The 12,824-nt window shown below is 57.0% G+C and carries 13 protein-coding genes; 7 read left to right on the top strand and 6 right to left on the bottom strand.

Translation table 11 applies throughout. From position 1 onward, the window contains the following. Window positions 1-4 precede the first annotated feature (4 nt). Entirely contained in the window at window positions 5-1,552 is a 1,548-nt protein-coding gene (gene ftsY / locus KGP16_RS01205; protein ID WP_223500665.1) for a signal recognition particle-docking protein FtsY, read from the bottom strand. A gap of 209 nt (window positions 1,553-1,761) precedes the next feature. Here ftsY and rsmD point away from each other — a divergent pair, with 209 nt between their 5' ends. Then, complete coding sequence (gene rsmD / locus KGP16_RS01200) at window positions 1,762-2,385, top strand: 16S rRNA (guanine(966)-N(2))-methyltransferase (RefSeq protein WP_021181507.1); 624 nt, start codon at window positions 1,762-1,764, stop codon at window positions 2,383-2,385. Next, complete coding sequence (locus tag KGP16_RS01195) at window positions 2,375-2,647, top strand: DUF1145 family protein (protein WP_021181508.1); 273 nt, start codon at window positions 2,375-2,377, stop codon at window positions 2,645-2,647. Before rsmD ends, KGP16_RS01195 begins: the two co-directional genes overlap by 11 nt. Before the next feature lie 29 nt (window positions 2,648-2,676). Here the strand turns inward: KGP16_RS01195 and KGP16_RS01190 are convergent, their stop codons facing one another. Next, entirely contained in the window at window positions 2,677-3,036 is a 360-nt protein-coding gene (locus KGP16_RS01190; RefSeq protein ID WP_021181509.1) for a DUF2500 domain-containing protein, read from the bottom strand. 163 nt (window positions 3,037-3,199) lie between these two features. Here KGP16_RS01190 and KGP16_RS01185 point away from each other — a divergent pair, with 163 nt between their 5' ends. Both KGP16_RS01185 and KGP16_RS01180 read left to right on the top strand, forming a co-directional pair. Beyond that, entirely contained in the window at window positions 3,200-3,826 is a 627-nt protein-coding gene (locus KGP16_RS01185) for a lysoplasmalogenase (RefSeq protein ID WP_021181510.1), read from the top strand. Between the two features lie 142 nt (window positions 3,827-3,968). Continuing rightward, on the top strand, window positions 3,969-6,305 hold the full coding sequence (locus KGP16_RS01180; RefSeq protein ID WP_223500664.1) for a zinc/cadmium/mercury/lead-transporting ATPase: 2,337 nt from the start codon (window positions 3,969-3,971) through the stop codon (window positions 6,303-6,305). 49 nt (window positions 6,306-6,354) lie between these two features. On the opposite strand, the gene tusA is transcribed toward KGP16_RS01180, so the two are convergent. Further along, window positions 6,355-6,606, bottom strand: a complete 252-nt coding sequence (tusA, locus tag KGP16_RS01175) for a sulfurtransferase TusA (protein WP_021181512.1) — start codon at window positions 6,604-6,606, stop codon at window positions 6,355-6,357. A gap of 198 nt (window positions 6,607-6,804) precedes the next feature. On the opposite strand from tusA, the gene KGP16_RS01170 reads away from it, so the two are divergent. Genes KGP16_RS01170 through KGP16_RS01160 form a run of 3 tightly spaced genes read left to right on the top strand, consistent with a single transcriptional unit; the run spans window position 6,805 to window position 8,573 of the window. Further along, window positions 6,805-7,470 carry a 7-cyano-7-deazaguanine/7-aminomethyl-7-deazaguanine transporter gene (locus KGP16_RS01170; RefSeq protein WP_021181513.1) on the top strand — a complete coding sequence of 222 codons (666 nt, stop codon included), beginning with the start codon at window positions 6,805-6,807 and terminating at the stop codon, window positions 7,468-7,470. A 48-nt stretch (window positions 7,471-7,518) separates the two neighbouring features. After that, window positions 7,519-7,953, top strand: coding sequence for a GNAT family N-acetyltransferase (locus tag KGP16_RS01165; RefSeq protein ID WP_059199096.1), 435 nt, complete (start codon window positions 7,519-7,521; stop codon window positions 7,951-7,953). 53 nt (window positions 7,954-8,006) lie between these two features. Next, a complete protein-coding gene (locus tag KGP16_RS01160; protein WP_218519991.1) occupies window positions 8,007-8,573 on the top strand; it encodes a DcrB family lipoprotein in 567 nt (188 codons plus the stop codon). Between the two features lie 35 nt (window positions 8,574-8,608). Here KGP16_RS01160 and glpC read toward each other — a convergent pair whose 3' ends face one another. The 3 genes from glpC to glpA are packed head-to-tail and all read right to left on the bottom strand — an operon-like array spanning window position 8,609 to window position 12,715. Continuing rightward, window positions 8,609-9,808 carry an anaerobic glycerol-3-phosphate dehydrogenase subunit GlpC gene (gene glpC, locus KGP16_RS01155; RefSeq protein ID WP_071681780.1) on the bottom strand — a complete coding sequence of 400 codons (1,200 nt, stop codon included), beginning with the start codon at window positions 9,806-9,808 and terminating at the stop codon, window positions 8,609-8,611. Beyond that, complete coding sequence (gene glpB / locus KGP16_RS01150; RefSeq protein WP_115160213.1) at window positions 9,805-11,076, bottom strand: glycerol-3-phosphate dehydrogenase subunit GlpB; 1,272 nt, start codon at window positions 11,074-11,076, stop codon at window positions 9,805-9,807. Before glpB ends, glpC begins: the two co-directional genes overlap by 4 nt. Then, a complete protein-coding gene (glpA, locus tag KGP16_RS01145) occupies window positions 11,066-12,715 on the bottom strand; it encodes an anaerobic glycerol-3-phosphate dehydrogenase subunit A (RefSeq protein ID WP_021807778.1) in 1,650 nt (549 codons plus the stop codon). The genes glpB and glpA overlap by 11 nt, the downstream gene beginning before the upstream one ends. Window positions 12,716-12,824: the final 109 nt, after the last annotated feature.

Here is a 12,824-nt window from a genome sequence, read left to right as displayed (position 1 = left end):
CGTATCAATCCTCTCGGGCAAAAAGTGCCTCAATAAAGTCATCAGCCTTAAACGGCCGCAAATCTTCGATGCCTTCACCAACGCCGATGTAACGGATCGGGATAGTAAACTGATCGGCAATGGAGAAGATCACCCCGCCTTTGGCGGTACCGTCCAGTTTAGTCAGCGTTATGCCGGTCAGGCCCACGGCTTCATTAAATAATTTCGCCTGGTTAACCGCATTTTGTCCGGTGCTGGCATCCAGAGTCAGCATAACCTCATGGGGGGCCTGCTCGTCCAGTTTTTTCATCACCCGCACGATCTTCTTCAGCTCTTCCATCAGGTGCGCCTTGTTCTGCAGGCGACCGGCAGTGTCAGCGATCAGCACATCGATATTGCGGGCTTTGGCCGCCTGCACCGCGTCGAAGATCACCGAAGCGGAATCGGCACCGGTATGCTGAGCGATGACCGGAATGCGGTTACGTTCGCCCCAGACCTGCAACTGCTCAACCGCTGCGGCGCGGAAAGTGTCGCCCGCGGCCAGCATCACCGATTTACCTTCGGCCTGGAACTGACGCGCCAGCTTGCCGATGGTGGTGGTTTTACCCACCCCGTTGACGCCAACCATCAGGATCACGAATGGCGTTTTGCCACCGACATTCAGTGGCTGATCCACTTTGGCGAGAATTTCCGCCATCTCTTCTTTCAGTTTGCCATACAGCGATTCGGCATCTTTCAATTGCTTACGGCTGGCGTGCAGAGTAAGAGACTCAATGATTTTACGAGTGGTTTCTACACCAACGTCGGCGATTAACAGCTGTTCTTCCAGCTCTTCGAACAAATCGTCGTCGATCTTCTTGCCACGGAACAGGCCAATAAAGCCGGAACCCAGATTCTGTTTGGTTTTCAGCAGGCTGCGTTTAAGACGGGCGAAGAAGCCTTCTTTGCTCGGGCGCTCTTGCTCTTGCGTTACCGCCGGAGCCAGCAGCTCAGGCTGTTCGGGTTCCGCGTCCAGCTCAGGCTCGATAACCTCTTCAATCACCTCTGGCTCAGGCTCGAAAATTTCAGCAGGCACTTCGATAACCGCTTCAATCACCTCGGGTTCAGGTTCGATAATTTCAGCAGGCGCTTCGATTACCGCTTCAATCACCTCTGGTTCAGGTTCGATAATTTCAGCAGACGCTTCGATTACCGCTTCAATCACCTCGGGTTCAGGTTCGATAATTTCAGCAGGCGCTTCAATCAGCTCGGGTTCTTCTACTTGCGCCTCAGGCTGTTGCGCTACGGTGACTTCTTCGATCGCCACCGGCTCAGCATGGTGTTCGTCCAGCGGCAGGATATTTTCGGTGATAGGCTCGCCGCTCAGGCTGCTATCCCACTCCCCTGGGGTATCTTTGGTGGCGGCTGGAGCAGATCCCTGGGTAGGAAGCTTATCGTCCAGTTTGGGGGCAGCCGGGGTTTCTGCGGCCTGCTGTTCCGCCTGTTCTACGGCAGATTCAGGTTGTTGCTGCTCTTCTTCCTTCTGGCCGAAGCCCAGCCAGGAGAAAAACCCACGTTTTTTATCTTTTGCCATGTTCTGACCCTACTCCGTACCAATGGCTTGCAAATGCGAAAAATTAATTCGCCGAGTCTATCACTTTCCCTGGCACAGCAACACGCATCGGCAATGCTTTCATCGCGGTAGTTTTAACGCTCTCACCGCCTCCAGGCTGCAACTTATCCGCAATCCGGTATAGAATGGCGGTAACTTTTCGTTAACTTCGCAACTGATTAAGACTCTTTATGGCAAAACAACCACCGCGCGGCGCGCTCAAAAAACCGCAGACGGCCTCCGCTGGCCAGATCCGCATCATCGGCGGCCAATGGCGCGGGCGCAAACTGCCGGTGCCCAACAGTGAGGGGCTACGGCCAACCACCGACCGCGTACGCGAAACCTTGTTCAACTGGTTAGCCCCGGTGATCCGTGGGGCTCGCTGTCTGGACTGCTTCGCGGGTAGCGGTGCGTTGGGATTGGAAGCCTTATCGCGCTATGCCGAAAGCGCCACGCTGCTGGAATACGAGCGGCCAGTAGCCCAACAGCTGGGGAAAAACCTGGCGCTGTTGCAAGGCAATGGCAGCGTGGTGAATACCAACGCTTTGACCTGGTTGGCAGGTAACGGGCAACCTTTTGACGTGGTGTTTCTCGATCCCCCGTTCCGCAAAGGGTTGCTGGCCGATACCGTCACGCTGTTGGAACAACAGGGTTGGTTAGCGAACGAGGCCTGGATTTACGTCGAGGCCGAAGCCGAAAGCGCCGCCACCGATGTTCCTGCGACCTGGACACTGCACCGCGAGAAGGTCGCCGGCCAGGTAGCCTATCGCCTTTACCTCCGCACCCTTGAAGAGAAAACCGAACATGCTGATTAACCTGGGCCGTCTGCTGATGCTGTGCGTGTGGGGCTTTCTGCTCACCAACCTGTTCCACCCGTACCCCAAACCACTGACCTACTTCATCAACGTAGCCTTGTTCTTTATGGTGGTTATGCACGGGCTACAGCTGGTGCTACTGAAATCCACCCAGCCGAAAGACCAGCCCATCAGCCGCTGGCTGGAAACCAAGATCTTTATTTTTGGCGTGTTTGAGCTGTTGGACTGGCAGAAAAAACAGCCGCCGCTGAAGAAAAAATAGCCTTTTAGCGGGCGCAGCATGCGGCGCCCCTACGATTTCTGTGCCGTGAAGGAGATAAAGCGGGTGCCCTGCAGGCTCAGCGTGCCCTGAGCGCCTTTATCTATCTGATTATATTGCTGCTGCGGCAACGGTATTTTGATCTCGCTGCCGCCCGTCAACGGACGGAAGTACACTTCGTAACGCATATCTTCCACCACGATATTTTCCCGCTGCCGCGAACGACGATTCGGCGAGGGGAACTCCCGCTTGGCGCTGACTTCCACCTGCAATGTACGCACCGGCTGACGGTCATTATCCGCATCCTGGCGGCGTTTGTTGAGGTATTGGCGGGTCGCCAGCACCGCGATCAGCGCGATCACGGCAACAAAGAACAACGGTGGCTTACTCATTGACGGTTTTCCTCTTTTATCCGGCGGATTTCATTCACGCCTAAAACCGCGTAAACATAGCATTCGGAAGAAAGCATTGTCGAACCCACGCGCGCTGCTTACACTGAGAAAGTGACAACCTGGAGTTGGTTATCCCGGCTCCCATAATAAATAAGGAAGACATATGAGTTGGCCGTTCCTTGCCGTATTTTTTTCCGGTTGGTTGTTCGTTGATGCCTCCTATCGCGGCCCGCGCTGGCAACGCTGGGTATTTAAACCAGTCACCTTACTGCTGTTGCTGTTATTGGCCTGGCAGGCTCCGGTATTGGGCCCTGCGGGTTATCTGATCGTTTTGGGCCTGTTGGCTACGCTGGCGGGTGATGCCTTGTTACTGCTGCCGCGCGAGCGGGTGCTGTACGCCATCGGTGCTTTCTTCCTCTCACACCTGCTGTATACCCTGAGCTTTGCCAGCCAGATGACCTTCAGCCTGTTCTGGCCTTTGCCGCTGGTGCTGCTGGTGATTGGCGCACTGCTGCTGGCCATCATCTGGAGCCGGTTGGAAGAGATGCGCTGGCCGATCGCCACGCTGGTCGCTATGACGCTGCTGATGGTGTGGCTGGCGGGGGAACAATATTTCCTGCGCAGTACCGACTTTGGCTTCTCATTGCTGGCGGGTACCTCGCTGCTGCTGTTGGCGAATATCGTCTGGCTGCTGAACCGCTACCGCTTTACCTTCCGTGCGGCAGATGCCGTGGTCGCTTTCTGCTACTTCTCCGGGCATTTCCTCATCGTCCGCTCGCTATATCTGTAATGACAGGTTACGGATTCGGGCAACCGGATCCGTAGCCTCCCCCTCAATTAACAATAACTCTCATATCGCACTTGACTCTGGAGCCAGCTCCAAGGTGTAGAGTGCTTGTTGAGAGGATATTGGATTGCCTGAAGGGGGCGCTATGCAGACTCATAAACCACATAATCACCAAGAGCATCAGCATCAAGAACATAATCACGATCACGGCTGCGGCTGTAGTCATGACCACGCCAAAACCCAGCATGGCTGTAGCAATGAAAAAACCCCGGTGGGAGCAACCGCTGCCCATGGCCATCACGCGGCCCACGATCACGGTGCCAGTTGCTGCAGTAGCGATGGCCCCGACGACCCGGATGAGGAAAGCGACAGGCTGGCTGCCGTTCCCCCTTCCGGCAGCCAGCGTTTCAGTTGGAAAGTCACCGGCATGGATTGCCCGAGCTGTGCCAAGAAAATCGAAAATGCCGTAACGTCGATCCCCGGCGTCGACAGCGCTCGCGTGCTGTTTGCCACGGAAAAACTGGTGGTGGATGCCCAATCCGACGTCAGCATGCGGATCCAGGACGCGGTAAAACAGGCTGGCTTTACCCTGTTGGGGAGTAACCCGGCGGCAATAGGCGATGAACCCAAAACCTCCCGGTTTGGTGAGTACGGCCCTCTGCTGCTGCTCTCCGCACTGATGGTGCTCAGTTGGGTTCTCGACTTCTTCAACCCACGGCTGGGCGAAATAGCCTTTATTGCCACCACCTTGGTCGGCCTGGTGCCGATTGCCAGCAAAGCCTTGCGCCTGATCCGTTCAGGCACACCGTTTGCCATAGAAACCTTGATGAGCGTTGCCGCCATCGGTGCGCTGTTTATCGGTGCCACCGCCGAAGCGGCCATGGTGCTGCTGTTGTTTATGGTGGGAGAACTGCTGGAATCCTACGCGGCCAATCGTGCACGCCGTGGCGTGAAAGCGTTGATGGAACTGGTGCCGGAAGACGCTCTGCTTATCCAGGGCAGCGTACGTAAACGCGTGCCGGTAGCCAGCCTGCGCCCCGGTGACGTAATAGAGATCGCGCCCGGTGGCCGCTTGCCTGCCGATGCCGAGTTGCTAAACCCGTTCGCCAGCTTTGACGAAAGCGCTTTAACCGGTGAATCCGTGCCGGTAGAGCGCCAACAGGGTCAGAAAGTGGCCGCTGGCAGCCTGTCCGTCGATCAGGCCGCGCAGATGAAGGTCACTTCCGAGCCGGGTAAAAATGCCATCGACCGTATCCTGCAGCTGATTGAAGAGGCCGAAGAGCGCCGCGCACCGATTGAGCGCTTCCTCGATCGCTTCAGCCGTTACTACACTCCGGCGATCATGCTGCTGGCCGTGGCGGTGATCCTGGTGCCACCGCTGCTGTTTGCCGAGCCTTGGGAGATGTGGATCTACCGGGGTCTGACCTTGCTGCTGATCGGTTGTCCGTGTGCCTTGGTCATCTCCACGCCAGCGGCCATCACCTCTGGCCTTGCGGCGGCCACGCGCCGGGGCGCGCTGATTAAAGGTGGTGCTGCATTGGAACAGTTGGGCCAAGTGCAAACCATCGCGTTCGATAAAACCGGTACGCTGACCGAAGGCAAACCGACGGTGACCGACGTGCTGCCTGCAGACGGCCTCAGCGAACAGCAACTGCTGGCCATTGCAGCGGCTGTCGAGACGGGCTCACATCATCCACTGGCACAGGCGATCGTCAAGCGCGCAGCGGAGAACGGGACTGCATTGCCACTGGCCGAAGGCCGCCGGGCTCTGGCGGGTATCGGGGTTGAGGGGAAGGTTGACGGTAAAACTATCCTGATCAGCGCACCGGGCAAGTTGACGGAAAACCAGTTGAGCAGCGAATGGCGCAGCCAGGTAGAGACGCTGGAAACGGCGGGTAAAACCGCAGTGGTGGTGCTAGAGGACGGGCAGCCTATCGGTTTGCTGGCGTTGCGTGACACCTTGCGTAGCGACGCTAAACAGGCGATTGCCGAGTTGACGCAATTAGGCGTTCGTGGCGTGATGCTCACAGGTGATAACCCGCGCGCTGCGGCCGCCATTGCCAATGAATTGGGGATCGATTACCGCGCCGGGTTAATGCCGGAAGACAAAGTGAACGCGGTAACCGAGCTGAGCAAGTTGCAACCTACCGCCATGATCGGCGACGGTATCAACGATGCCCCGGCGATGAAGGCCGCCAGCATTGGCATTGCGATGGGGAGCGGTACCGACGTGGCATTGGAAACGGCGGATGCCGCGCTGACACACAACCGGTTGACCGGCGTTGCCGAGATGATCCGCATCTCCCGCGCTACCCACGCTAATATTCGCCAGAACATTACCATTGCGCTTGGGCTGAAAGCGATTTTCCTGGTCACCACCCTACTGGGGATGACTGGCCTGTGGCTGGCCGTATTGGCAGACTCTGGAGCAACCGCGCTGGTGACCGCCAACGCCTTACGGCTGCTGAAGAAACGTACATAGTAGAACATCTGTCAGGCCCGTTATGGAAATGGGCCTGACAGCCAAAGGATTATTCTGCCAGGCCCTTACGCAGCAGGTAACGATATGGGGCCTGCTCGGTTTCCTGGGCCACCAGCGTATGTTCCATAAAGCGGCAAAAACCCGGGATGTCGCGGGTGGTGGCCGGATCGTCGGCAATGATCAGCAAGGTTTTACCGTTATCCATATGGCGCACGGTTTTGCGCACCATCATGACCGGTTCCGGACAGCGCAGCCCCAGCGCGTCTAGCGTCTGGTCTGCCTGGGCAAAAATGTCAGTCATACATCTCTCTCGATCTAAAACGATCGGCGAACCCTCGCCGGATCTGATTACCCGCTAGTTTACGCCGGTAGTTTTTCTGCGCAAGATACGTTAACGTTTGCGTTAAATTTAACCATTGCATTGAATGCCCAAACGCGTACCATGTCGCCGCGCAGTTAACAATGGGTTCCCTCACCCCACACTCAAAAAGGCTACATTATGTATTCGTTTACCGATCGACAACGCTTAATCGCGTTGGTTTGGCTATCGCTATTTCACATCGCCATCATTACTTCCAGCAACTACCTGGTGCAGTTGCCGATCAGCATTTTCGGCTTTCACACCACCTGGGGTGCCTTCACTTTTCCGTTTATCTTCCTGGCCACTGACCTGACCGTACGGATCTTCGGTGCTCCGCTGGCACGCAGGATTATCCTTGCCGTGATGGTCCCGGCGCTGTTTATCTCCTATGTGATCTCCACCGTCACTTTCCAGGGTGAATGGCAGGGCTTTGCCGCCTTGACCAGCTTCAACCTGTTTGTAGCGCGTATCGCCGCCGCCAGCTTTATGGCCTACGTACTGGGCCAGATCCTGGACGTGCAGGTGTTCAACCGCCTACGTCAACGCAGTGCCTGGTGGGTTGCCCCCGCCGCGGCCATGTTCCTTGGCAATATCAGCGATACCCTGGCCTTCTTCTTTATCGCCTTCTACAAAAGCAGCGATCCCTTTATGGCCGCCAACTGGGTGGAAATCGCGCTGGTAGATTACAGCTTCAAGGTGCTGATCTGCCTGGTATTCTTCCTGCCGATGTACGGGGTGCTGCTCAATATGCTGCTCAAACGTCTGGCAGAACGCCAACCCGCCAACCGGTTGCAACTGAGTTAACCCGCCTTCTGGTTTATACTGGGCAGCCTGATTTAACGGAGGCTGCCCATGCGCTTAACCACTCGCCAAGCTACACTTGAAGAGATCTACTCTCTTTACCTCTGCATTCCAGAATTTGGCAGTCTGCACAGCCTGAAAGATTTGCAGCAACGTATCGGGGATAACCCTTCTCACGGCTTGATTGCCGAAATTGATGGCCAGGCAGCCGGTTTTAAACTCGGCTATCAAACCGCGCCGGGGGAGTTCTACAGCTGGCTGGGCGCAGTTTTACCTGATTTTCGCCGCAAGGGTATCGCCCAAACCATGCTGGCGGAGCAGGAGCGTTGGGCGCGTTCGCAAGGCTATCAGCAGCTGTGGGTAAAAACCCGCAACCAGTTCCGCGCCATGCTAATAATGCTCATTAGCCACGAATATCAGATTTTCACTCTAGAAAAGAAAGGCGAAGTAGACGAGTATCGTCTATTACTTAAAAAAAACCTGTGACATCTAGCCATACGGTCAACCAACTCTATCTGCAAAGGAATAAGGAACACCAGATGCGTAAAGTAACAAAATTGATGGGTATCGGCCTGTTAGTGCTTGGCCTGGCGGCCTGTGATAGCGCCACCAAAGACACTAATGCCCCCGCAGGCAGCGCAGCAGCCAGCGTCCCAAGCGGACAACAGGTGAGTTTATTGGATGGCAAGCTGACCTTTACCCTGCCTAACGGTTTGGCCGATCAGAGCGATAAGCTGACCAACCAACCAACTAACGTGCACATCTATGCCGACAGCACCAACCAGCGTGCGGTGATCGTGATCGTTGCCGACAAGGCAGCGGGCGATCTGGATACCCTGGCCAAACGCATGGAAGAGCAGCAACACTCCCGCGATGCCAACCTGCAGGTCATTACCAATAAAGCGGTTGAAATTAACGGCACGCCAATGCGCCAACTGGATACCGTGATCACCGTGGCTGGCCAGAAAGCCTACTCTGGCGTGCTGCTTGCTATGCTGCCAGACGGTCAGCAACTGACCCTGCAAATCACGCTGCCAGCGGATAACCAGCAGCAGTCTCAAAGCGTAGCGGCTGGCGTGTTCAATACGGTGAAGATCAAGCAGTAATCGCACTGGGCCAGCATGCTGGCCCGTTTAATCTGTTACGCCAATGCCTGTGCTAACAGGGTGATCGGATGTTCACAGCGCTTGCTGGTGGACATCTCGATCTGCCATTTGCAGGTTTCACAATCGGTGATCACCATATCCACTCCGCTGGCTTCAATCTGGCGAAATAGCGAGGCACCAATGCCTTGCGAGGTTTCATAGTTTTCCGACTTGAAGCCGTAAGTCCCGGCGATACCGCAGCACTGCGAGTCCAGCACCACCAGTTCCAGCCCTGGGATCTGCCGCAATAACTCCAGCGTATAGGCCGTCCAGCCCATTTTCTCCATATGACACGGCGTGTGGTAAGCCACCCGCAGCGGCGTCTGTTTGAGCGGCAAGGTGCGCCCTTGGCTGAGCAGACGATAGAGATAACGCGTAGCCAGCTCCACCCGTTCACGCACCGCCGAGGTGTCCACCTCCAGCAAATGCGGGTACTCATCACGCAGGGTAAACGTGCAGCTCGACGAAGTAGCCACCACCGGTATGCCTTTGGTCAGGACCGCATCATGCAGCGATTCCGCATTCACTTTAGCCTGCTTCTTCGCCTGTGCAATAAAGCCGTTGGCGATCAGCGGTACGCCGCAGCATTTCTCCCGCTTGAGCAGCTGCACGCCGATATCCATGGCGTTAAACACCTTGATCAGGTCTTTGCCAAGCTGTGGATGGTTGTAGTTAACAAAGCAACCGTGGAAAAACGCCACCTGCTCGGCATAGCGCTGCTGCTGTTCCGCCTGCTGGCGGTACCAACGGCGGAAGGTGCCAAACGAGTATTTCGGCAGCTCACGCCGATGGTCGATCTTCAACGCCTTATCCAACAGCTTGCGTACCGGCTTCAGGCCGGTAGTCGCGTTAACGATAGGGGCAAACGGCGTCGAGAGCGTGCCCATGATGTCAGTGTGGCTGAGGATGGCATCGCGCAGCGTCGGTTTGCTTTGGCTGAAATTGGCCCGTGCGCGTTGGATAATATCGCCGATTTTAACGTCGGAGGGGCAAGCCACTTCGCAGCGCTTGCAGTTAGTGCAATACTTCAGCGCTTCGTCGTAAAGCGCCGGATCTTTCAGCCGCAGGCGCTCCCCATCAGGCCCGGCCTGCTTTGGCCCCGGATAGAGCGGGTTAGCCTTGGCAACCGGGCAATAGGTGGTGCAGACGGTGCATTTGATGCAGCTCTCGAAGCTGTTGTCTGGTAACAGGCTCATGCTGAAACCTCCTGTGCCAGGATCTGTTGGGCAACGTGCAGCGCGCCGAGCAGCGAAACCCCGGCGCCACAGCCCTGCTGCAACGGATCGTAACCGCCAGCCACGGCACCGATAGCATACAGATTGGTCATCGCCTCCCCCTGTTTTAACGCCCGTAGCGCGGTATCGGTCTGAACCCCAAATTGCAGGTACGGCTGCGGAGCAAACAGATTGGCATCGCTCCAGTCGGCGCGTTCGGTTTTGCTGTAAACGTCGAGGCCAAATACCGGCTCACGAATGCCGTCAAAACTAGCCACCAGGCCGTTGCTGAAGAAGCTGCCGCTGGCCAGTATCACCTGCTGCGCGCGCAGCGGAATATCGGTGTGATTGCGGGTATACAGACCGGTGACGCGCTGCCCGTCGAAGCTGGCACGCAGCACGCTATCCCCCGGCATAAACACCCCACCCAGTTGCTGCAAACGCTGGCGCAAGGCCTGATGCAGCCGCATGCCGAGCACGGAAGGCGGCAGCGTGGGTAACAGATAAACGGGCTTACCGACCAACCGGCGCAACGTCATCAACGGTTCATCATCCTCTAACCCCAGGCAGGCTGGCAGGAGGATGGCCTCAGCCTCTCCTGCCTGGCGCGTGATCTCCTCCGCCAACTGAGTCAGATGTTCTGGCAGATCCAGCACGCGGGCGATATTCACCGCGCGGAACTCGCTGGGATTATTACGTAGACGATCCAAAACAGGCAGATGCAAAAATGCCACCTCAGCCTTGAGACCCTGCTCTTGCATCAATGAGCTGGCCGCCATCTGCGGTTGGAAATCCAGGAAGCCTTCAATCCCCAGCACGGCGATATTCTGCCACGGCAACTTGCTGCCCAAGGGAGAGACAGGGATCGCCAGGGGGCTGAGCCAGGTGGCACGGCGGGTCCCGAGAGGGGTCACGCGTAGATGGTTTTGGCTGCTATCACCCTGCATCTGCCACCCGCAACGCTGTAGCAATTGCTCAGCCTCCGTTGCCAGCGCGGCCACCTGTGTGGCTCCCATCAGGCTATACGGATGCTGCGGAGCCTGTTGCGCCAGTTCGGGCAAGGCAGACAGAGGTGATGCCACCGGCGTACCATCGGGCAGATGGGCCAACAGATCGAGCGAGCCGGAAGAAAAATAGAGCGCGCTTTGGCCGGAACTGACTACCGCGCAGCGTTTGCCATGCTCGGCTAAACGGATAGCACAGCTCATCCCGGCCAAGCCACCACCAATCACCACCGCATCAAATTGCATCATCCGCCTCCTGCTTAGGATCGCCTTGCGCATCTAACCCACATAACCCTTGATATACCCAACTGGTGAATTCGCTCTCCCGCAGGGCATCGCCCCAGGCGATAGGCCGCACGCCTTTCCAGCGTTCATTGAGGAAATGGGACAGTTGGGTGATGGATTGCTGCGGCGTTACCACGTTAAACCGCGTCAACAAACCTGCGGCACGGCAGGCGCACAGCTCACCCTGGCAGGTCCCCATACCCACGCGGGTACGGCGGCGCAGATCGACCAGATTGTTGACGGTCAGAGAATCCACCGCATATCGCACCTCACCGGCGGTCACTGCTTCACACTCACACACCAGGCTGTTGTCCAGCCGGTTACCAGAAGGGACCAGGCTGGCGCGATCGCCATGGCGGTACACCGCCGACCCCCGGATGCTGGCAGGCAGTGAAACCACGCTGCGCACCGTTTCTTCGGCGCTCTGACGGGAACCGGGCAACGCCGCTTCCGCCGTGGTGCAAGGGCTGTCGATGCCCAGCTTGGCGCAGACCAGGTCGGTGGTCCATTCGGCCATCAGCCGGTAAGTCATCAATTTGCCGCCGGTAATGGTGATAAAGCCTTCCAACCCATCGCGCGCCGCATGATCGAGCAGCACGATGCCACGGCTGACGTTACGCCCGGAGGGATCGTCGTCGCTGGCGACCAGTGGCCGCACGCCCGCATAGGCACGCAGAATGCGCGTTTGCGCCAATTTCGGAGCCAACAGAGTGCCTTCTCGGATTAATATATCCACTTCCTGTGGCGTCACGACCATGTTGTCGATCTGGTCGTAATCGATATGGGTAGAGGTGGTGCCAATCAGCGAGATAGTATCGCCAGGCACCAGAATGTCGGCATCCGCCGGTTTGCGGCAGCGGTTAATCACCATGTTATTGATGCGATGGCCCAGGATCAGCAATGCCCCTTTGGCAGGGAACATGCGGATGCGCAGATCGGCATACTCGGCAATTTGCTGGCCCCAGATCCCGGCGGCGTTGACCACCACCTGAGCATGAATATCGTACTGTTGTGCGGCCTTGTGATCGAAAACGCGCACGCCCGTCACGCGATCGCCAGTACGCAACAAACCGGTAACCTGATGATAGGTGAGGATTTGTGCGCCATGTTCACGCGCATCAAGCATGTTGGCCGCCGTTAAGCGGAAAGGATCGACGGTGCCATCCGGCACCCGCACTGCGCCGATCAGCGCCGGGTTAGCCGCAGGCTCCAGGCGTAATGCCAGCGCGGGGTCAATGGCTTCGGCCTCGATCCCGGCGCTGCGACAGGCGGCAATAAACTGCTGCTGAAAGGCCAATGAGTCCTGAGGCAAGGTAATGAACAGGCCATCGGTACGTTCGATGCAGTGGTGGGCAATACGCTTGAGAATGCGGTTTTCTTCAATACATTCGCGTGCAGATTCGCCGTCGGTGACCGAATAGCGCGCTCCGCTGTGCAACAACCCGTGGTTGCGGCCAGTAGCGCCAGTGGCGATGTCATGCCTTTCCAGTAAAACGCAACGCAGACCGCGCCGCGCACAGTCACGGGCAATCCCCGCGCCGGTAGCGCCGCCGCCAATGATGATCACGTCCGTTTCGGTGATTGGTGAGTTGTTGCTCATCACGCCCCCTGAGCCTGTAGTTATGGCTTTATTTAGCCACAGTCAGTAGGGTTTTTGTTTGATAAAGAACAATAACGAACAGAAAACGAAAATAATATGGCCATAAAAA

It is taken from the genome of Serratia sp. JSRIV006, from assembly GCF_019968685.1.
GTDB classification, from domain to species: Bacteria; Pseudomonadota; Gammaproteobacteria; order Enterobacterales; family Enterobacteriaceae; genus Chania; species Chania fonticola_B.
This window is presented reverse-complemented; position numbering and strand designations above follow the sequence as displayed.